This window comes from Phycisphaerales bacterium (assembly GCA_020852515.1).
Classification (GTDB): Bacteria; Planctomycetota; Phycisphaerae; order Phycisphaerales; family UBA5793; genus UBA5793.
The window spans coordinates 1-21,240 of record JADZAS010000019.1 but is presented as its reverse complement, the minus strand read 5'-3'; the positions used below and the strand labels follow the sequence as shown (position 1 = coordinate 21,240).

The 21,240-nt window shown below is 65.3% G+C and carries 15 protein-coding genes; 10 read left to right on the top strand and 5 right to left on the bottom strand.

The annotated features are described in order from the left end of the window. Positions 1–12 precede the first annotated feature (12 nt). Both IT430_13965 and IT430_13960 read left to right on the top strand, forming a co-directional pair. The gene (locus IT430_13965) at positions 13–1,347 is read left to right on the top strand and encodes a hypothetical protein (GenBank protein ID MCC6909046.1); all 1,335 of its coding nucleotides are present in this window, start codon (positions 13–15) and stop codon (positions 1,345–1,347) included. Beyond that, entirely contained in the window at positions 1,344–2,720 is a 1,377-nt protein-coding gene (locus IT430_13960) for a cation:proton antiporter (GenBank protein ID MCC6909045.1), read from the top strand. The genes IT430_13965 and IT430_13960 overlap by 4 nt, the downstream gene beginning before the upstream one ends. A gap of 130 nt (positions 2,721–2,850) precedes the next feature. On the opposite strand, the gene IT430_13955 is transcribed toward IT430_13960, so the two are convergent. Beyond that, positions 2,851–3,300, bottom strand: a complete 450-nt coding sequence (locus IT430_13955) for a VOC family protein (protein MCC6909044.1) — start codon at positions 3,298–3,300, stop codon at positions 2,851–2,853. Between the two features lie 283 nt (positions 3,301–3,583). On the opposite strand from IT430_13955, the gene IT430_13950 reads away from it, so the two are divergent. The 3 genes from IT430_13950 (at position 3,584) to IT430_13940 (ending at position 6,267) form a co-directional block, all read left to right on the top strand. Next, positions 3,584–4,615: a zinc-binding dehydrogenase gene (locus tag IT430_13950; GenBank protein MCC6909043.1), complete on the top strand. Its 1,032-nt coding sequence runs from the start codon at positions 3,584–3,586 to the stop codon at positions 4,613–4,615. Positions 4,616–4,752: 137 nt separating this feature from the next. Continuing rightward, entirely contained in the window at positions 4,753–5,058 is a 306-nt protein-coding gene (locus IT430_13945; GenBank protein ID MCC6909042.1) for a DUF3467 domain-containing protein, read from the top strand. Between the two features lie 12 nt (positions 5,059–5,070). Next, a complete protein-coding gene (locus IT430_13940) occupies positions 5,071–6,267 on the top strand; it encodes a DegT/DnrJ/EryC1/StrS family aminotransferase (GenBank protein MCC6909041.1) in 1,197 nt (398 codons plus the stop codon). A 4-nt stretch (positions 6,268–6,271) separates the two neighbouring features. On the opposite strand, the gene IT430_13935 is transcribed toward IT430_13940, so the two are convergent. Further along, positions 6,272–7,978, bottom strand: a complete 1,707-nt coding sequence (locus IT430_13935; GenBank protein ID MCC6909040.1) for a M3 family oligoendopeptidase — start codon at positions 7,976–7,978, stop codon at positions 6,272–6,274. A gap of 203 nt (positions 7,979–8,181) precedes the next feature. Between IT430_13935 and IT430_13930 the strand changes: the two genes are divergently transcribed. Further along, positions 8,182–8,427: a hypothetical protein gene (locus IT430_13930; GenBank protein ID MCC6909039.1), complete on the top strand. Its 246-nt coding sequence runs from the start codon at positions 8,182–8,184 to the stop codon at positions 8,425–8,427. 1 nt (position 8,428) lies between these two features. On the opposite strand, the gene IT430_13925 is transcribed toward IT430_13930, so the two are convergent. Next, complete coding sequence (locus IT430_13925) at positions 8,429–8,929, bottom strand: hypothetical protein (protein MCC6909038.1); 501 nt, start codon at positions 8,927–8,929, stop codon at positions 8,429–8,431. A gap of 241 nt (positions 8,930–9,170) precedes the next feature. Here IT430_13925 and queA point away from each other — a divergent pair, with 241 nt between their 5' ends. The 4 genes from queA to IT430_13905 all read left to right on the top strand — a co-directional run bounded on the left by queA (position 9,171) and on the right by IT430_13905 (position 13,505). Then, the gene (queA, locus tag IT430_13920; GenBank protein MCC6909037.1) at positions 9,171–10,262 is read left to right on the top strand and encodes a tRNA preQ1(34) S-adenosylmethionine ribosyltransferase-isomerase QueA; all 1,092 of its coding nucleotides are present in this window, start codon (positions 9,171–9,173) and stop codon (positions 10,260–10,262) included. Positions 10,263–10,602: 340 nt separating this feature from the next. After that, positions 10,603–11,226 carry a translation initiation factor IF-3 gene (locus IT430_13915; protein MCC6909036.1) on the top strand — a complete coding sequence of 208 codons (624 nt, stop codon included), beginning with the start codon at positions 10,603–10,605 and terminating at the stop codon, positions 11,224–11,226. 126 nt (positions 11,227–11,352) lie between these two features. Beyond that, complete coding sequence (locus IT430_13910) at positions 11,353–12,114, top strand: metallophosphoesterase family protein (protein MCC6909035.1); 762 nt, start codon at positions 11,353–11,355, stop codon at positions 12,112–12,114. A gap of 398 nt (positions 12,115–12,512) precedes the next feature. After that, a complete protein-coding gene (locus IT430_13905; protein MCC6909034.1) occupies positions 12,513–13,505 on the top strand; it encodes a hypothetical protein in 993 nt (330 codons plus the stop codon). 142 nt (positions 13,506–13,647) lie between these two features. On the opposite strand, the gene IT430_13900 is transcribed toward IT430_13905, so the two are convergent. After that, positions 13,648–18,360 carry an ATP-binding cassette domain-containing protein gene (locus IT430_13900; protein ID MCC6909033.1) on the bottom strand — a complete coding sequence of 1,571 codons (4,713 nt, stop codon included), beginning with the start codon at positions 18,358–18,360 and terminating at the stop codon, positions 13,648–13,650. A 339-nt stretch (positions 18,361–18,699) separates the two neighbouring features. Next, entirely contained in the window at positions 18,700–19,431 is a 732-nt protein-coding gene (locus IT430_13895) for a hypothetical protein (GenBank protein ID MCC6909032.1), read from the bottom strand. Positions 19,432–21,240: the final 1,809 nt, after the last annotated feature.

Below are 21,240 nucleotides of genomic sequence, written 5' to 3'. Positions count from 1 at the left end.
GGTGATCTGGACATGCACGCATCCATGCCCATCGACCAACAGCAGTGGTGTGCGGCGCTCTGCCTCGCCGCGGAAGCAGGCGCGGACAGCGGCGCGCTGCGCATCTTCGCGGCCATGCTCGTGCTGTCGATGCTCGCCCTGGCGGCGACGAGCAAGTCCTTCTACCGCTTTCAGCGCCACCGCCTCACCGCGCGCTACCTCAGCGGGGGCTGGCTCGCCGTGCTCATCGGCTTTCTGCTCGGCCGGTGGGGCGCCAACGTGGTCACCGAAGACATGCTCCTCGAAGTGCGGCCGGCGCTGACTTTCGGCCTGGGCTGGATCGGCGCGATCATCGGCCTGCAGGCGCGCGGAGCGCTCATGCGAGCCGTCCCTGCCAACGTGCGCCGCTGGGTGCTGTTCGATTCGCTCGTCGCGATCATCCTCATCGGCGGCCTGAGCGCACTCGTGCTGGCCTTCTTCCTCGTCCACACGGCGCCGGCATGGTGGGTGGCGCCCATCGGCCTGCTCATCACCGCCGGCATCGGCTGGGCCGCGGAGACGCGCTCGCTGGGCGAAGAGCGCAAGGCTTCGGGCATGCATCTGGCGGTGCTCGTGCAGGCGGGCGCGGGTCTGGCGGCCATGACCGCTGTGGCGCTGCACGGCCTGCTCATTCTCATTCCCACGCGAAACAACATCGGCGAACTGGGATTCTCTCTGTCCACCAGCGCGCTGCGGCTGCTGGCGACGGTCCTGCTTGCCAGCACGATGGGCATCATCGGCCGCTTCCTGCTCCAGCAGGCGGGGCGCGAGCGGCGCGAGATGTTCGTCGTCTACATCGCGATGATCGCTCTGATGAGCGGCATCGCGTCGGAACTGGGCGTGTCCCCCCTGTTTGCAGCGATGATCTGCGGCGTCGTGATCACCAATCTTGGCGGACCCAAACTGCGCGAGTTCGACCGCTTCGTGCTCCGCGCCGAGCAGACGGTGGCGATTCTCTTTGCGCTGCTGGCGGGCGTGTTCGTCGATCCGCGCATCGGCGTGTGGGGCTGGCTGCTTGTGGCGGCGCTGGTGCTCAGCCGACTGGCCGTCAAGTCGCCGCTCATGCGCTGGAGCCTGCGCGGGCAGCGGACGGCGCTGCCCGCGGCCAGTCCGCTGTATCTGGCGCCGATGCGTCAGTCGCTGGTGGCGGTGGCGCTGGGCGTAGCCGTGGTGGTGGATGAACCTTCGCCATTCAACCAGGAACTGCTCACCGTCGTGCTGCTCGTTGGCGCGCTGAGCGAGCTGCTGCCTTTCGCCTTTTCATGGTGGCGCGGAGAGTCCTCGACGGCGCCGTCGCCGCGCCCCGAGGCTGCAGGAGCGCCGTCTTGAAGACCCTCGCACGCCTGCTCGCGGTTCTGCTCATGCTGCTGCTGGCCATCGGCGTGCTGCGCCACTTCACGCCCGGCTACGCGTCGGCGCGCTACCTCGACGCGATGAACCGGCCCTTTTCCGCGCCCGAGTACGACCTCGTGGCCACGACGACCACGCTTGCGTTCATCCTCATCGGCGCGTGGCTGACGGGCAAGGTCTTCAAACTCCTCCACTTGCCGCGCATCACCGGCTATCTCGCGTTCGGCCTGCTCATTGGCCCGTCGTTCATTACGCTCTTCACCGCCGACATCCGGCCGATCCTCCCCAAACCGCAGATGGAACACCTGCGCGTCTTCAGTTCGCTGGCGATCGTCCTGATCGGCCTGACTGCGGGCGGCGAGATCAAGATCGAACTGCTCCGCCGCGGTCTGGGCAGGGTGCTGGGGATGCTCACCATCGTCATCGTCGCCGTGCTTTCCATGGTTTTCATCGGGCTGTTTCTGGGCCGGGGCCTGCTGGGCTTTCTGGGCGAACTGCCGCGTGCTGAACTCATCGTCGTCTGCCTCATGGCTGCGGTGCTCGCGACGTCCAACTCGCCTGCGGTGCTGGTCGCCATGCTCAGCGAACTGAGCAGCAGCGGCCCGATGTCTGAAACAAGCCTCGCCGTCACGGTTGTCAAAGACCTCGTCGTGGTCGTGCTCTTCACCATCGCCAGCGGCATCGGCGTGAGCATCCTGCTCGGCGGCGAGGCGGCGTCGCAAGGCACGATCATCAAAGATCTCGCGTGGCACCTGCTGGGCTCGATCGGCGGCGGAGCGCTGCTGGGCGCGCTCATGTCCACCGTCCTGCATCGCCTCAGCCGGCACATGCTCCTGTTCGTGCTCGCCATGTCGCTGGGCATCGTGCTCGTGAGCGAGTCGGCTCACTTCGAGCCGCTGCTCGTCGCCCTCTCGGCCGGGTTCATCCTTTCGAACCTCTGGCCCGAGCAGAGCGAAGAACTCTTCCACTCCGTCGATGAAGTCTCCCTGCCGGTGTACTGCATCTTCTTCGCCATGGCCGGGGCGAAAATCGATCTTGCGGCCCTGGGCGAACTCTGGCCGCTCGCGCTGGCGCTGGTCGCGCTGCGGTCGGCGGCCGTGTGGGGCGGGATCACCCTGGGCAGCCGCGTGTTTCGCATGCCCAGCCCCGCGCGGAATTGGATCTGGACTGCGTTCATCCCGCAGGCCGGCGTCTCGCTGGCTCTGGCGACCACGATCGAGAGCCTCTTTCGCGACTTCACCTGGAGCGCCAGCCTGTCGAGCCTGCTGCTGGCAACGATCGCCATCTTCGAATGCTTCGGCCCCATTCTCCTGCGCCTGGGCCTGATCAAGGCCGGCGAAACCAGCGGCTGAGAGGCCGTGCTCAGGCTGCGACCGGCAACCGGAGGTCGTTGCCCTCCGGGCCCATCCACGCGCCCACGCCATCGCTCCAACACACGCCCAACAGTCAGGTTGCACCTGACGTACTCACTGACCTACTCACTTAAGTCCCGGACGCGAGTTCCTCGGCCAGGGCGACGATGATGCCCGCGGGGCCGCGCATGTAGCAGAGCCGGTAGAGGTTCTGGTACTGGACGACTTCGCCGATGAGTTCGCCGCCTTTGGCGCGGAGTCGGGCGACGGCGTCATCCACGTTCTCGACCGCGAACATAATGCTTCGCAGACCCGCTGCGTTGGGCGGGGCGGCGGCCGGCTCGATCGCGACGAGCGGCGGATGGTGGAACCTGGTAAGCTCCAGCCGGCCGTGGCCGTCGGGGGTTCGCATCATCACGATGTGCACTTTGATGCCTTTGATCCCATTGATGCGGTCCACCCAGGGGCCTTCGATCGGCGCCTCGCCTTCGATCTCCATGCCCAGCGCGGTGAAGAAGTCGATCGCGGCCGGGAGGTCTTCCACAACGACGCTGATGTGATCGAGTCGTTTGATGGTCATGTTCCGAGTCTAGTCGCGGCGTTGCGTGATGGGTGAGGCCGGGGCCTGAGGGGGTGAAGGGGTGAGTGGTTGTCACGCGCGGATGCTCTCCTGCTCGGCTGTTTGACGTGGCTCACGAATGGCGGCCAGCGCGGCTGGCGCCAAGTGAATCAGGCGCGAACACGGCTTCACGGGTCACCCCTTCACCCCTTCATCACGGCGACACCCCCTCACGGCTCGCGGTCCCTGCCGCGGGGTCTACGATCTCGGCGCATCCAACATCGCGCGGAAACAAGGAGATCGCATGCGCGCCGTGCTCGTCGAGCGTCAGGGAACACCGGTCCATCGCAATGTCCGTTTCGCGGACGACTGGCCCGAGCCGCGCGCTGCGGCCGGGGAGGCGGTCATCGCCACCGAGGCGTCGGCGCTGAACCATCTCGATCTCTGGGTCGGCCGCGGCCTGCCTGGCGTCGAGACATTTCCACGCATCGGCGGCTCAGACGGCTGCGGCATGGTCGAATCCATCGGGCCGGGAGTGGATGAGGCGTGGCTCGGGCGGCGGGTCATCATGAACGCCGCCACCCCCCTGCCCGCGGCGGCTCACCCCGATGCGCGGCCGGCGCTGGCCGATATCAGCATGATCGGCGAGCACACCAACGGCGCCAACGCTGAGCGCTTCGTCGCACCGGTCAATCAACTGCTCGACGTCGGGAACGACGGTGATCCAACCGAAGCGGCGGCATTTGGCCTGACGTTTCTCACGGCCTGGCGCTGCCTCATCACTCGGGCCGAGCTTCAGGCCGGGCAGACCGTGCTCATCACCGGCATCGGCGGTGGCGTGGCCCTGGCGGGCCTTGCGATCGCTCGGCACTTTGGCTGTCCGGTCATCGTCACGAGCCGGCACCAGTGGAAACTGGACAAGGCAACCGAACTCGGTGCGGCTCACGGCGTTCTCGACACCGGTGAGGACTGGTCGCGCGCCGTGCGCGGCCTGACGGGCAAGCGCGGCGTGGATGTCGTGCTCGACTCCGTCGGCAAGGCCGTGCACCTGTCATGCATCAAGTCGATGGCGCGCGGCGGCGCACTCGTCACGCCCGGCTGCACCTCCGGCCCCGCCGCGACCACGGACCTGACGCGCATCTTCTGGAACCAGTTGCGCCTCCTCGGTTCGACCATGGGTGACATGGACGAGTTCGCCCAGGTGACCGCGCTCTTCAGAGCGGGAGCCTTGCGGCCGGTCATCGATCAGGTCTTCGACGCCGCCGACGCCCCGGCAGCCTACGAACGGCTCGAGGCGGGCGAGCAGTTCGGTAAGATCGTGCTGCGCTGGTCCTGACCCCACCTGCGACGGGTGAAGTCCCGATTCGGCGCTGCGGAACGCAGGCGGTCGGTGGTGCACGCCCCCGGCTGCTATCATCCTCGTCTTCCCCCAAAACGCACTTCCATCGAGCCACGCGGCTCAAGGAGAGAGACATGGCCGAAGTCAATCCCAATCCCCAGCAGCAGCAGGCCGGCCCCGGGCAGGTGATGGTTCACGTCGACGAAACGCACGCGCACACGACCTACGCCAACGCGTGGCAGATGAACGCCGGGCAGGATGAAATCATCTGCGATCTTGGCGTGCAGGTGCCGCGCATGATGGGCAACCAGCAGGCGATCAGTTTCCAGGTCGGGGCGCGGATCGTGTTCTCGCCCAACAGCGCCATGCGCTTTGCCGCCGCACTGCAGCAGGTCATCGCCCAGCGCGAGCAGCGCCTCGCCGAAGCGTCAAAGCGCTGAGTCGAGCCGGCCATGGCACACGCACCCGCACGCTCTGCACCTGCGCCCACCGACCGCCTCGCGGCCGAGGGTGGCGTTCCCGTCTGCCGCGACCTGATCCCGGTGGTCTCGGCGCGGCTTGGCGAGGATGAGATCAACGCCGCCGTGGAAGTCCTGCGGTCGGGGCAGTTGCGGCAGGGAAAAAAGTGCATCGAATTCGAAGCGGCGTTCGCTGCTGCCACCGGCGCTCGCTTTGCACTGACCACCTGCAACGGAACGACGGCGCTACAACTGGCGTACGAGCCGATCATCGGCCCGGGCGACGACGTGCTCTGCCCGGCGTACGGCTTCATCGCCACGGCTTCGATGATCATCGCGCGCGGCGCGCGCCCGGTATTCTGCGATGTCGATCCGCGCACGTTCAACCTCGACGCCGCCGACGCCGAGCAGCGACTCACGCCGCGCACGACCGCCATCGTCGCCACGCACCTGTATGGCAACCCGGCTGACATCGACGCGGTCGAAGACCTCGCCGACCGCCATGGCCTGAGCGTGATCTACGACGCGGCGCAGTCGCACCTGGCCACGTGGCGCGGCGAGGGCATCGGCGCTTTCGGCCACGCCACGACTTATTCGTTCTACCCGACGAAGAACATGACGACCGGCGAAGGCGGGATGATCACGACCAACGATGAGGAGTTGGCCCGGCGCATCGCCCTGCTGCGCGACCACGGCATGGAGCCGGGCAAGCGCTATCACCACGTCGCGCTGGGCTACAACTATCGCCTCACCGACGTCGCCGCGGCGATTGGACTAGCTCAACTGGCCAGACTCTCAGAGCGCACGGCGCGGCGGCAGGCCAATGGCGCGCGGCTGACGAACCTGCTCAAGGATGTGCCCGCGGTGCTCACGCCTGTCGCCACCGAAGGCGCCGGCCACGTGTACCACCAGTACACGATCCGCGTTCAGGTGGATCAGTTGCGCTGCGACCGCGATGAATTCGCCCGGCTGCTCACAGCTGAAGGCGTCGGATCAGCCACGCACTACCCGCGCGCGATCTCGGATCAGCCGATCATCGCCGAACTCGTGCCCGAGCGCGAGCCGATGCCCATCAGCGAGATGCTGGCCCGCGAGGCGCTTTGCCTGCCGGTGCATCACGATCTGACTTTGACGCAACTGGATCAGATCGCCCAGGCGGTGACGAAAGTCGCGAGCGCGATGTCCCGCTGATTGTTCACGCCGGCAGCGCCGTCAACTCCGATTCGACCTCGTGCATCAGGCCGGACATGCGGTCAGGGCCGAAGTCGAACGCCAGCCCGGCGGTGGACCACAGTTCCGGCAGCGGGCGCGAGCCGCCCAGCGCCAGGCCCTGCTGGTACTTCTGCACCGCCTGCTTCGCGTCGCGCCGGTAGTTCACCCACATCTGCAGCGCGCCGATCTGGGCGATGCCGTACTCGATGTAGTAGAACGGCACGCCGAAGAGATGCAGTTGCCGCTGCCAGCCGCGATCGAGATAGGCGTCGAGGCCCGACCAATTGATCTCGTGCCCGAAGCGCCGGTCCAGGTCGCGCCACATCTGCGTGCGCTGCTGGCGGGTGTGCGTGGGGTTCGTGTAGAGCCACTGCTGGAAGGCGTCGATCGTGGCGATCCAAGGCAGAATCCCGATGATGCCTTCGAGGTGCTGCCTGCGAGCGCGGTTCGCCTCGTGCTGGTCGTAGAACTCTTCGAGGAACGGGTGCGCGAGCAGTTCCATGCTCATCGACGCGACCTCGGCGAACTCCATCGGGTAGTGCCGGTAGTGCAGCAGCGAATCATCCGCACAGAGCATGGAGTGGAACGCGTGGCCGCCTTCGTGCAGCAGCGTGATGAGGTCGCGGTGCAGACCCGCGGCGTTCATGAAGATGAATGGCTGGCGGATGCGGTCGCGGTTGTACTGATAGCCACCGGGCGCTTTGCCTTTGCGCGAATCGAGATCGAGGCAGTCAGGCTTGCGCAGGCGGGCGAACATGGCGCCCAGGTCGCGGTCCATCTTCTGGAAGATGCGCTCGGTGCCTTGCACGAATTGATCCACGCCTTCAAACGGCCGCAGCGGATCGCGGCCTTTGACATCCACCGCCAGATCCCACGGCCGCAGCCGATCCAGGCCGAGTCCCTCGCGCCGCTGGCGGTCGAGCGCCCGCATCAGCGGCACGACGAGCTTTTCGACGGATTCGTGGAATGCGAAGCAGTCCTGCGGCGTGTAGTCGAAGCGCCGCATGCGGTCGTGCTGGTAGTCGCGGAAGTTGTCGTAGCCGGCGTTGCGCGCCATCTGGTGCCGGTGCGCGATCATCTTGTCAAAGATGTCATCGATCCGCTCGGCGTCCTGCAGCCGGCGATCGCCGATGGCCCGCCACGCCGCCTCGCGCTGCGAGCGATCCGTCTCCTCGAGATAGCGCGCCATCTGCGGCAAGGTGCGCGTCTGCCCGTCGAACTCGCAGGTCATCGCGCCGCAGATTTCCTGATACTGCTGATCGAGCTTGGCCAGTTCCACCTCGATGGGCACATTGGCCTCGCGGAACATCTCCACATCGCGCCTTGCATCGCGCACGAGCACTTCGTAGCGCTGCGCATCCAGCTGGCCCACCGCGGGCGAGGCGATGAGCCGCTTGTCGAGTTCGAAGGCGATCGGCTTGTACTTCGGCTCGATCTCCTCGACGAACTGGAGGAAGGCCTTGCGCTTGCTTTCACTCTCGGTGTCGCAGGTCATGGCGATGTAGCGGTTGGCCTGGGCTTCGCTGATGGCCGATTCGAGTTCGCTGCGGTCGAGCAGCCAGCGCTCGAGTTGTTCGGCCGTATCAAGCGGCCGCTCGAGCAGGTCGCGCGTCAAAGGCTCGATCTGCGACCAGTCGCCGCAGTCAATGTGAGCGGGAACGAACGAGGTGTCGATAGCGGACGTGGGCACGGCAATCTCCGGGACGAGGGTGTTTTTCAACCGTAGGCGCGGTTGGGGTGCTGCATGTCCCACCAGGGATTGAATAGGGACAAGCCGCGGCCGCTTTTCGTGCCACAATAGAGGCGGACCGGTTTCTCGTGAAACCGCGGCGTCCGGCGCCCCAACAATCTGGCAGGCGGGCATGATCCACCGGCCGCGAAGGAGACACAGCCATGGTTGATCCCGACCTTCAGGCGATACTCGAGTTCCTCAGCAGGAACGAGCATGTCGTGGTGATGTCGTTTCTCATCGGCGGCGGCGTCATCTGGGTTGCCTTCGCGTCGGTCGTCGAACTCTTCAAGTCCGTCTCGCGCGAGCGCACGCGGCGGGAGATAGCCGCCTACATCGCCGAAGGCTCGATGACCCCCGAGCAGGGCGAGCGATTGCTGCGAGCCGGCGAGAAGAAGAGTTCCTGCTGATTCACATCAGAACGTCGACGAGCCGACCCGCCGGCGAGACATAGGCTCGCACCACGCCCGGCACATGCACGACCTGCACCCCTCCCGACTGGCTCGCCGCAGGCGGCTGCCAGTGATACGCATAGCCCACCGGCTCCTGCCACGCCGGGCCAGCGGTTGATCCTGCCGGGCTCTCCACTCTACCGCGACACTTCTCAAGCCTCGCCTCGGCTACCTCAAGATCCCGCTGAGTCTGCGCGAGCAGCCGCTCGAGGCGGATGCAGCCTGCCGGCGGGGCATCGCAGGAGGCGTGGATGTCGTACACGCGCGGGCGCGGGTTGTCGGTCGTCGGCGTGAAACAGTCGCGGGCGCTTCGATCAAGCAGCACGCGGCCGACAATGCGTTCACGCCGCAGCGCAAGCAGATCGGGGCCGATGCGGATCGCGACATTGCGCGGCAGGCGGAGCAGCAGGCGGATCGGTCGCGGCCGCACGGCGCGATACGGCGGCGGTGGCGGCGGCAAAGCCCGGCGCCAGACCCGGCGAATCGGGCCCAGGCGGAAGAGATGATGGACAGCCGGCGAGTCAACCCGCATGGCTCGCAAGGAAGCACGCGCCAAGCCGCCGATGCCTTTGAGGCCCGCGGGCGATAATGTCGGTCCTGCAGCGCTGCTGAGGCCCCCTATCCTTCGTCTTCGCCGGCGGGCTTCAGTCGGTCTGCGCCTGATGTTGCCCCGATGCGACGCCCCTGTGACCGGCTTCCACATGCTCCGCACCGATCTTCTCGATTACGACCTGCCGCCCGACCTGATCGCCACCGAGCCCGCGGCCAGGCGCGATGCGGCGCGGATGATGGTGCTCGATCGCCGCGGCAAAATTGTCGCCCATGAGACGGTCGCGAGCCTGCCTGACTACCTGCAGCCGGGCGATGCGATGGTCATGAACAACTCACGGGTGATTCCGGCCCGCTACGTCGCACGCCGGCTCGACACGGGCGGGCATGTCGAAGGACTTTTCCTTCACTCCGCGGGAGGAGCGGATGTCGCTGCCACGATGCTGCGCCCCGGCCATCGCGTACGACCGGGTCAGCAGTATGCCGTCGAGGCGACAGGCGGTGACGTGCAGGGGGTCGTGCTCACGATCCTCGACCGCGTGGACGATCACTGGCTGGTGCGGCTGGACGGGCCGCTCTCGTGGCGCAAGATGCTCGATCGGGCCGGACACGCCCCGCTGCCGCCCTACATCCTCCGCCAGCGCCGGCTGGGTGGAGACACTGCTCTCGATCGGCCCGAGGATCGCGAGCAGTACCAGACGGTATACGCCGGCCCGGATGGAGCCGTGGCCGCCCCCACGGCCGGGCTGCACCTGACGGCTGAACTGATTGCAGCGTGCCGGAGCCGCGGGATCGAGACCGGGTTCGTGACGCTGCACGTCGGGGCGGGCACGTTCAAGCCGGTCGAGTGCGAATTCGTCGAGCAGCACCCGATCCACGAGGAGTGGTTTTCCGTGCCGCAGGCCACGATTGAATTGCTGCAGCGTGGGCGGCCAGGTTCGGGCCGGCTCGTGGCCATCGGCACCACCACGGTGCGGGCTCTTGAGAGCGTCGGTTCGTCGTTGCCGGCCGCGGGCGAGAGCGTCGCAACACGCCTGCTCATCACCCCAAGCTATCAGTTTGGCAGAGTGGACGGGCTGCTGACGAACTTCCACCTGCCCCGATCGTCGCTCATGGCGCTGGTGGCCGCGATGATCGGCGTCGAGGCACTGCTGCGCGCCTACCGCGAGGCGATCGATCGCGGCTACCGGTTCTACTCCTACGGCGACTGCATGCTGATCCTGCCGGCGCGTCCGGAGGCGTGATCGGCAAAAGCCTCAACGATGTGCCGATTTGGCGAAACCGGCGGCAATCCGGTTGCCGGCTCTGTCCGATACGTCTATCTTGTGAGTGCGCGACGGTGTCCCTTTTCGCGGCCCAAGAGCCGAGGGCGCGCCTCGCGATAACGGAGATCCAGCCATGAGGGACGCCCTTCCCTTGGCGCTACAACGCTGCGTGACCTCGGCTCCGGCTGTATGACATCTCCACCTGTCGCTTTTCTGTTCTGCCTCGTGCAGTTGTTCTCGATCCGCCGCCGCCGGAACGGTCGATCGACGTGAACGCATCCGGATCGAAGGAGTACGTCCCATCGCACATCGACGTTTCATGAACCCTCGCGACCAGCAGTTTCGCAGGGAGCGCATCAATGACATGATCCGATTCTCGCCGCTGCGGGTGATCGGTCCTGACAATGAACAGCTCGGGGTTATCCCGCTCGAGGAGGCCAAGCGCCTCGCGCAGGAAGCAGGGCTTGATCTCGTTGAGATCTCTGCCGACTCGCGGCCGCCCGTGTGCAAGATCATGGACTTCGGCCGCTATAAGTACGAGCAGTCCAAGAAGGAAAAGCGCTCGGCGGGCGGTTCAAAGAAGAGCGAACTCAAGGAAGTCCGGCTGGGTCGATCGCTGAAGATCGATCCGCACGACGTGGAGATCCGCGTCGAGCAGGCTCGGGGCTTCATCCTCGACGGGCACAAGGTGCAGTTCGTCCAGCCGATGCGCGGCCGCGAGTTTCAATATCGCGACCAGGGGATCGCGCGTCTCAAGGAAATCGAGCAGCGTTTTGCGGACATCGGCAAGGTGGAGATGCCGGCCAAGTTTACGGGTCGGGCGGTGATCATGATCATCGCCGGAGACCGCTCCAAGATCCTGGCCTACAAAAAGGCGCACCCCGGCAAGCAGCCGGAGAACGCCCCGGCCGCCGCGGAAACCAGCGAAGACGAATCAAACTGAGGGATTCGGCCGGATCGTGCAAGATGCCCGCGTCGTTTTCGTTTTACACAGGAGCGTGGCTGCAAACAACCGATATGGAACCCGTACAAGAGGGCGTCAGGACTACCAGCGTGGGGACCGTTCCGCTTGGCGCGATTCGCATTTATCTCGGACGTACACGGGAATCTCCAGGCCCTCGAGGCCGTGCTGCGGTCAATTGACGAAAGGGGCGTGGACGCCACGCTTTGCCTCGGGGACGTGGTGGGCTACGGCCCGAATCCCGCCGAGTGCCTCGACCTCATCGCCCAGCGCGACATCTTTTCGGTTCAGGGCAATCACGATCTGAGCATCATCAATGACGTCGAGGCCCACCGGTTCAACCCTACCGCGCGCCTGTCGCTTGAATTCACGCGCGAACAGTTGAGCGAATCGCACCGCGAACTCATCGCCGCGATGCCGCGCATCGCCGATCTCGATGATGTGACCATGTGCCACGCTTCGCCCGTGAGCGATGGCTGCAGCGACTACATTCACGACCAGCAGATTGCCGCGCTCGCCTACGGCGGGTTCACGAATCACTGCCTGTTCGTCGGGCACACGCACATCCCCATTGCGTTTGGCACGCCCGAAATCGGTTATGCCGCGGTCGAGCCGAAGAACGTGCGCGTCGCGTTCCTTCCGCCGAACCTGCCCCTGCGGCTGGACTGCCGCTACCGCTACATCATGAATCCGGGCAGCGTGGGCCAGCCGCGCGATGGCAACCCGGATGCGAGCTTCGGCATCCTGGACGTCAGCCAGCGGACCTTCACGGTCCACCGGGTGGCGTACCCGGTCGAGCAGACCCAGGCGGCGATTATCGAGGCGGGTCTGCCCAACTTCCTGGCCCACCGCCTGCGGCTTGGCGCCTAGGGCAGGCGACCGGCGGACCTTCTCAGCAGCCTCGACTCTCCCCCGGCCTGTGGGGGCGGCACGACGCTACCCATGCCGTATCCGGGCCAGATGGCGCTGAGGCCCGACAAATGGGGGCCGATATTCCCCTTTTTTTCAAAATTGGGGTTCCAATCGCAATCAAGATCGGTTATTCTGATGGGGAACGTCGGCAATGGTGATTCCGAGGGGGTCGGGATCGGATTGACGGTGCCTTCGAACTCCCCCAGGAATCTCAGTGCGCGGACTACGTTCGGTCGTCGGGCGCGAATGTCGCGCGCCGGCAGAATGTGTGTTTCTGCGGGCGCCTGCGGGCCGGGGTTGGCCGGCAGGTTCCGAACTGAAAGGAAGATCTCAGTTTTTCAGAAGGAGCGGATTCGATGAAACGCAGCATTTTCTGTCTCGGACTGACCACGGCAGTCGGCCTGACGGGCCTGGCCACCTCGGCGATGGCCCAGGACTGGTCCGACAACTTCGAGAGCTACACCAACGGGCAGGTGCTCTATCACGTCGGAGGCTGGAGTGGCTGGGATGACAGCCAGGCCGTCGCTGGTAGCTGCACGACGGCTCGTGCCCACGGCGGCACGAAGAGCATGCTCTGCGAGGGCTCCGATGATGCCATCCAGACGTTCGAGGGTCTCACCAGCGGTTCGGGCACGATGAGCGCCTGGGTGTACATCCCGATCTCGCAGTTCGTGGCCGACACGTTCTACATCGTGCAGAACGAGTACAACCACGGCGGCCCCTACCAGTGGTGCATCGAACTCTGCTTCGACTTCGAGGGCGACTCGGGCGGTGGCCCCGGCACCGTTGCCGATGACTTCCGCACCGAAACGAACTTCCCGCCGATCCAGTTTGATACCTGGGTCGAAGTGCGCTGCGAAGTGGACATCGACGCAGACACGATCAGCTGCTACTACGGCAATACGCTCGTCTCCACCGGCCAGCTCTTCATTCGCGGCGGCGCCGCGGAGATCAAGAACCTCGACCTGTACACCACCGGTACTTCCACGTACTGGGATGATTGCGCGGTGACGGGTCTTGGCGGCGGCGGCGGCGGCTACACCTGCACGATCACCGGCACCTGCCCCGGCCAGGTCAACCTCGCCTGGGACGGCGCTCCGCCCAGCACCCAGCAGGGCATCGTGTTCGCCCGCAACACCGGCTCATTCGTGGTTCCCAACGGCCCGTGCATGGGCACCCAGCTGGGCCTCGGCACCAACCAGCTTCAGCTGTACAACACCATCGGCACCGGCCCCAACGGCTCGGGCAACGTGAACGCAAACGCCAATCAGGGCGCGTGCGGCGGCTTCGTGCAGCTCGTCGCAATCGGCAATCCCTGCCAGACCAGCACCGTCGCCCAGGTTCCGTAATCATCGGCCGGTCAGCCTGCTGATGTGATTCGACTTCTCGACCTCACCCTCCTTCGAGGGTGAGGTCTTTTTTTGTGCGCAGCTTCCGTCGGAATGCGTTTTGATAAACGGAGCGCACCCGAGTCGGGTCGCGCCGCCGCGATCAGGGCAGCTCCGCCCCATCGAGCAGCGGCCTGATCTCAGGCGATCGCAGGGCCGCGTCGAGTTCGGCGATGCGTTCCTCGATTTCATTGATCGCCGCCGAGTAGTAGTGCTCGGTGTGGAAAAAGAGCCGGGCGACATCAGCGTCGAGGATGTTCGTCTGCCCTTCCTTGGTCTCGGGCATCATGAGCACCTTGCCGACGCTGAAGTTCGCCAGCGTGGACTGGCTCTGTCCGCCGTTGGCGGCGATCACCTTCTTGAGCATGATCGCGCGGCGGAGCCGCACGAGATCGGACTCATCGTTGAGAACGACGCTGAACCGCTTGCGGCCATCCGGCAGCGCCTGGTTCAACTCCCACAGCAGCTTCCCCCATGCCTTGCGATCCGGGCAGTCGTAAACGGCCAACTCCGGAATGGGCTCGGTGCCCAGGTGCAGTGGATCATCCGACTCCCGGTCGTAGTGGTAGGTCAGCACCAGCGCCTTGTCCGGATTCTGCTTGAAGAACGAGGCGTAGTCCGTGCCCTTGCCCAACCTGGACATGGCGTTCTCAAGGAACTGAACCGAGTAGCCGCCGAACTGTTCGGATTCGAGATAGATCAGCCGCTCGATCTGGATCTGCTTGCTCAGGTCGTGCTCGGTGCCGCGCACGTCCAGCCGCTTGATGAGTTCGTAGATCATGCGATGGACAAGGATGTCTTCGCCGGGGATGCGGCCGTGGATGAACTCGCTGAACGGCTCGACGTTGGCCAGGCGCGCATCTTGGCGGACCGCCCGGGCCGCGAGGCTGCTGTACGTCACCATGCGCCGATTCTCGGGCAGGAAGCGCAGATCAAACACGTCTTCGGCGCGCAGGCGATACGAGTCGCGGAACAGCTTGTTGCCGAAACTGTCGAAAAGGTCTTCATCCTTGGGCATCGGCCCGGCTACGTAGATGTCCTCGGGCAGCACGTAGGGTGTGAGCACGATGATCACTTCGCGCTTGAGCCGCTGCGTCCGCTGAGCCTGAAAGAGCAGGCCGACAAGCGGCAGATCGCCCAGGAGCGGCACTTTGTCCTTGGTGATGGTGAGATCGCGGCTGACCAGCCCGCCGATGATGAACGGCGTGTTGTTGTCGATGCGGGCGTAGGTCTGCACCCGCCGCGTCGAGATCGTCGGAGCCGTCGCCAGCAGGTCCCCATCCGTGGAGCGAATCTCCAGATCGCGGCCGGGCACCACCGCCGAGACGACCGTGTCGATGAGCATGCTGATCTCGTCGGCGCGCTCGGTGATGCGCGGCCGGACGTTGAGCAGGATCCCCGTCGGGATGTACTGGAAACTGAACGAGAGTTTGTTCGAGCCGGTGGCCGTGCCTTCCTGGCTCGTGGCGATGGGAATGTCCTCGCCGACGCGAATCGTCGCCTGGCGGTTGTCGATCGTCAGCACGCTGGGACGCGAGAGGATCTCCGCCTTGCCCTCGCGCACCAGGGCGCGGATGCGCGCTGACCAGTCGCGCGGCACATCGCGCGAATCGACGCGCGAGAAGTCCAGCGTGTCTTCAAGACCGCCGGCGACGAGTTTGCCCAGGACAAGGTCGATCGGGCCCTCGCGGAACTGCCACTCGATGCCGAGATCGTCCAGCCCGTCCTGGCTGATCTCCAGCACCATGCCCTCGACAAAGATCTGCCGCGCCGGCCGGTCGATGTAGTCCGTCAGCAGATTGCGCACCCGGGCCAGCTGCTGCGGGTTCGCGGGGTGATAGAGCACCAGCAGCCGCGAAGAAGGCGAAGAAACGAGATCGGGCGAGAGCGGCGCGGCGGTGTTGGGCAGCACGGTGACGCCGAAGTTGCCCTGCACCGTTCCCGAACTGCCAACCAAGCCCGTCTGCTCCGGAGTCGGCGAAGGCAACTGCACCACGAGCGGGAGCTTGGCGTACTCGATCTGCTGGGGCACCTGCGCGGCATTGGCGACTACGTTGACGCCCAGCCCCTGCAGCGCCGTCAGCGCACCGGTCGCGTCGATGTAACTGAGTTGGATGACGTTTCGGCTGAGATTCTCCGGGGTGAGGTTCGTCCGCATGGCGTCGAGGCCGGCGACGAGCGCTTCCGTGCGTGTCTGCACCTGAGCCAGATCCGGGTTCACCGCCCAGGGCGCCTCGGCCGCCGTCCGCTGCAGCCCGACAGCCCAGACCTGCGGCGGCTGGGAGAGGGACGTGCGATACCCCAGCGCCAGAACGCTCTGCGTGCCGTCGGCCGCATGTCTGCCGAGCACCGTGAGATAATTGATCTCCTCTGGCAGAGGCGGTAGTCCTTCGATCGAATCGGCGGTCACTTCGCTGTAGCCCTGTTCGGTTTCGAAGGCCAGGGCCAGGCTTCGGATCATCTCGCCGAGTTCGGTGCTGCTCAGGCGCGGCACGGTGATCAGCTTGCCGGCATCGGGCGGCAGCGCCGGGGCCGCCGATTCGGGCTGAGCCAGCGCGGCTTCGACCTGCCGCTCGGCCAGTGACACGCGCTCTGGCTCGCCCCCTGCAATCGACTGCGCGAAAGCGATGTCTTCGCGCGTGGGTGAGAGCCGCCCGCCCGGGTCCACAAGCCGCAACGGCCCCTGCTCGCTCTCGCTGCTTTCGATCGCGTCGCGAAGGCGCAGCGCATCCGCTTCGGCTGGATCGGCGACGAGCAGTCCGCCGCTGGCGCGAGCCGATTCGATGCCGTATGTCCGAGTCGAGGTGCTCTCCGAAACGCACCCGGGGTTCAACAGACCGAGCAGCGCCCAGCCGACGATGAGGATGGATGTGATGGTGGTTCGAGGAACCTGGAGGTGCGGCTTTGATTCCACGGTGGCTCTCTGTTGGACGGGTTTCTCGGAACTGACGGGCGACGCCTCCTCTTTCTCCTCCGTCGGCATATCGGTCTTCGCTCCATCGCGAACCGTGGTGATGAGCCGGTCCGGAACGGGCGAGCGCAGCGGCGTGTCTCCCGCGCCGCGCAACGGGGTCTCTCGCAGATCGAGCAGCGCCGATTCGCCCGGCGGGCCGTCAAAGGCCACTCTTCCGTCGCGGATGACCACGACGCGGTCCGCCAGTTCGAGCAGTTCGGGCTTGTGCGTGATCATGACCACCGTTCGAGTGCGAAACCGGGAGAGGATCGATTGGATGATGGTGACGGATGATCGATTGTCGATCGACGCCGTCGCCTCGTCGAGCACGAGCAGGAGAGGCTGCTTGAGCAGGGCGCGGGCCAGGTTGATGCGCTGCCGCTCGCCGCGCGACAAGTCGCTGCCGTTGGGGCCGATGCGGCTGTCATAGCCGTCGGGCCTCTTCTCGATGAAACGATCCGCGCCGGTCAGGCGGCAGACGTCGGCCAACTCTTCTTCCGTCGCATCCGGCCGCGCATAGCGCAGATTCTCCGAAATGGACGCGTCAAAGAGGAAGACCTCCTGGAAAGCGATGCCGATGGCGCTGCGCAGTTTGTTGATGGGAACGGAGCGGACATCGTGCCCATCCACCAGCACCTGGCCCGAGGTCGGATCGATGAATCGCGGCAGCAGGTTGAGCAGCGTGCTCTTGCCCGAACCGCTGGGGCCGGTGATGGCCACGCGCTCGCCGGGCCGGATGGTCAGGCTGATGTTCTTGAGGATGGTGCGGCCATGGCCGAAGGCGAAGGAGACATTGCGGAACTCGATCGCCCCGAGCAGCGGGGCCGCCGCGACCTGCCCGGACGCCGCCGGCACGCTGTCGGATTCGGCATCGGGCTGGTGGAGCATCTCGAACACGCGATCGACGCAGGCGGTGGTCTTGGAGAGGTGGCTCGTGCCGCTGATGACTTCCTGCATGGCGGGATACAACATGCCGACGTAGCCGAAAAACATGATGAACGTGCCGCCGGTCATGTGGCCCTTCATCACCTGCCAGGCGCCGAAGCCGAACAGGAACACCGTGCCCACGCCGACGAACAGGTCCCCCACCACCTTCTGCATGAACTCGTAGCGCTGCGTGCCGATCTGGCTGTGGCGGCTGGCGTCGATGGCGCGGTGGAATTGGGCCTTCTCGCGCCCTTCACCCGTAAAGCCCTTGACCACTTCCACGCCGAGGTATTTTTCGATCACGTTGCCGTACGCCGCGGCGATGTTCTCCTGCGCCTCGGTGTGCCGCCGCTTGATGGGCCGCTTGAAGAACCAGTACGTGCCGAAGTGCAGCGGCAGCACGATCGAACTCGCCAGCGCCAGTCGCCAGTTGACCGCATAAAGAATGATCAGCAGCACCTGCGCCATCAGGACATTGAGCAGGAGCGTCGGCAGTTTGTCCTGGATGAAGAACTGGATCTTGAACGTGTCATCGAGCAGGCGCGAGCCGACCTTGCCCGGCTGCTGCGCCTTGTAGAAGCGCAGGCTCAGCTGCTGGAGGTACTCGAACAGCCGCTTGCGCATCGAGAAGCACACGTCCTCGCTCACGCGAACCGAGAGCATGCGGCTGGGATAGAACAGCGCATTGCGAATGACGTAGATCAGGCCCAGCAGCGGCAGAATGGCCCACAGCAGCGTCCAGTTGCCGCCCGTGCCGTCTTCGTGCGGGAACACGTCGTCGATGAGCAGCTTGACCGCGTATGGCAGCGCAAGATTCGTCGCCACCAGCAGCGAGAGCAGCACGACGACCAGCGCCAGGCGCCTGGCATGCGGACGGAGCAGATCGGTCAGGCGACCGCCTCCCAGGTCCGTCGGCTTCTCTGTCTCGCGGTTCATCCTGTCTGGACATTCCTGCGAACGACTCGCTCAGTTCATGCGCTCCGTCAACCACGACCGCGGCCGACCCGGAGGCCCGCCGTGGTCCGCAACGATCGCCAACAGCCCGGGCCCCCCACGCAGCGAGCCGGAATCCGCCTCGCACCGGCAGCGAAGAGTTACGCTGTCTATCGGCGTTGTCCCACCACCTCCCATAGTAGATGGTTCGCATCGGCGACGCAGGGATCGCGGCGGTTTTCCAAGGTCCGAGTACACGGCCGCGGCGTTCGCCCAGCGGCGCATCGCTGCCGGCGCCGGCCGTTCATGGCGCGCCGCGACCACTCAGCCGCGCGCCATGACTCACGCGGCACGCTTTGCCGCTTCACCCGAGCGTGTATTCGCCGCCGCCGCGCTCCACCCCTCGACGCGCGCCTCGCACCGGTCCGACCACGGGCCGACCTCGCCGGTCGCATCCGCCCAGCGGCCCCAGTACACAATCATCCGCGGCCCATCGGGAAGCGGAAACTCCACCCGCATGGGGCTGCTCGTGAACGACCGCAGATACCACGGCCGCTCACCGGGCAGGCGCGGAATCGGCCGGCCCGGTTCGATCATCTCGATGAACAACTCCAGCCGCGCCGCTCCGCGCGGCTTGGCCCGGCTGCGCGCGCCGAACTGCTCGCGGAACTCGATCACGTGCGCTCCGCCTTCCGATCGGACGTAGCGCAGATACGGCCCCTGCTGCGGGCACGGTCGCCGACGCGCCCGGCGCGGCTGCTCGCGCATCTCCACCGACATCTTCGCCGTCGAATCGATCTCGGTGTTCGCTCGAATCAACGCCCCGTACTTGCGCACGATGCGCTCCGCCCGCGCCCTGGCCGCATCCTTCTCTCGGATCGCCTGCGTCGTGCGCGTGCGCGGCCAGGTCGCCAGCGCCAGCCGATGACGAAACTCCGTCACCGCGCGGCTGATGATCTCCGCATCGCCTTGCGACAGAAAGTAACGCTCAGGCGATCTGCTGACGCCGTCCGAGAAGTTCCGCGCCATCTGCGCAAAGCCGCGGTCCGAATCGCGAATGAACTTTCGTGCCATGTCCGGCCCTCTTCATGTCGATGTGAAAAACAGGCCGCGCCTGCGGCCGACGAGGCTCGCGCTTCTGGAGGCGGTTCTGAGCGCACGCATGCAACAGCAGCAGCCAAATCTTCGGTCGGCGGCCACTCCATCGCTGAGCGCCGCAGCCCCATTCGCGTTGTCGGCCAATAACGCGCTGCGCTTCAGCTCAAGTTCGAGAATCGCCGGCCCGCGCCGCAAGTCATCTCGTCTTCGCCAGGCGTGGCGCCACGAGCATCGGCAGTGCCCCAGCCCACACGGGGCGTCAGAGATGCCGCTGCAGTCGCCGCGCTGCGCCCCCGCCGCGTGATCCAGCCCAATCCGAGAGCCGAACCGTCCCGCCCGGGAGTCCCCGCGCCACACCCGGGAGTGAACGGGGGATTTGGCAAAAGGAACGGTTGCAAGAGCAATCTCAGGCAGCGCAGACGCCTGATGCCCGGGTGATATTGCGCGGCGAGTCAGCGTCTTTGCGAAAGGAACCGCCGCCTTCGCCCGTTCAGCGAGTGATCCGGCAACGACCTCCGTTGCGGTGCGCTTCTCCCCGGCTCATTCCGCGAGAAAATAGACGGAAAGGACAAAGCCGGCGCCTCTCTAAGCGTCCGCAACGGCCCCGATCGCTCTCGCACCGGATCAATTCGTCTCCGCAATGGCTCAATAGGTCGCTGCAATCCCTCGCGCCGCCGCGTCGCCGCGTGGCGCGGTCACCACATTCGGCCATTGCTCTCGTTGATCATCCCAAATAAACGTACCAGTCCCATTTTCTTCCCTGTTCAAAGTGAACCACGGCTCGAGAGACGCTCAAAGCTCCAGACTTCGTCGAATCGTGCTACAATGCCTGATTGTTCTCCGGTACCACATCGCCCCGAACACAAGGCACCATAGCAATGAATAGAATAGAACGTCGTAAATCAGTCCGGGCCAGATAGGGTGATATGGCAGAGTAATCGGAGCGATGTTCGGCTCCGAATCGCTCGTCCATCCCGGTTCCCATAGCACGATACCGCCGGCGCTCTTCATTCGCGCACTTTCGTAATTCGCGCCGACGTACAGTTCATGAAAGGCCGACAAACATTGAAACGGCCAACCGGTCGTTTCGATGAACAGCCCAGCCGGTTGCTTTCCGGGCTGAATAATACTTATCTTTCCAGCGAGCCAACGTGGCACTAGTTGTGCTGGCGGTCGCTCCTGCATGCCAGGCGCCTTCGCATACTTGACCACGCAGCTTACCATAATACCTCGGTGTGCAACATTCCGGAATTCATCTATTGTCCATTCCGCCCGCTGGTAATACGTGAAGGTGGAGATGGTCGAACGTGTGTGGATCGGGTCGACCATTACGGCCATCATCCAGGAGACGGATATCGCTGTGACAGCGCCCAGCGTCACAATTGCGCACAAATAGCCTACGAGGCAGGGCAGGAAAACGGGGCAGGTACGTTTGTTGGCCATGGCCTTCTCTCCGGTGCATGCGGTGTGCTCCTCATGGAAACCACGCACCGCCAACTGACTCGCCCTGCGGGCAAGAAAACGGGACAGGAACGTTTATCAGGTCTGCTCATGCCGCTACCGCCTTCCGCGGCCGGCCGCGCGGCCGAAACGTGTGCTCCAAGAGCCAGCGCCGCCGCCGTCCGCCTCACCAACGACGAATGGTAGCCGCCGTCATTATCGAAGATGGCCATGCGATAGACGCCGCGATGTCGCCATAACTCGATCTGCCATAACAACATCTCATTCCAACACAAAGCCCGGGAACGCTACAAGGAAACGTTGTCGGGCCTTCTCGTCTGTCTG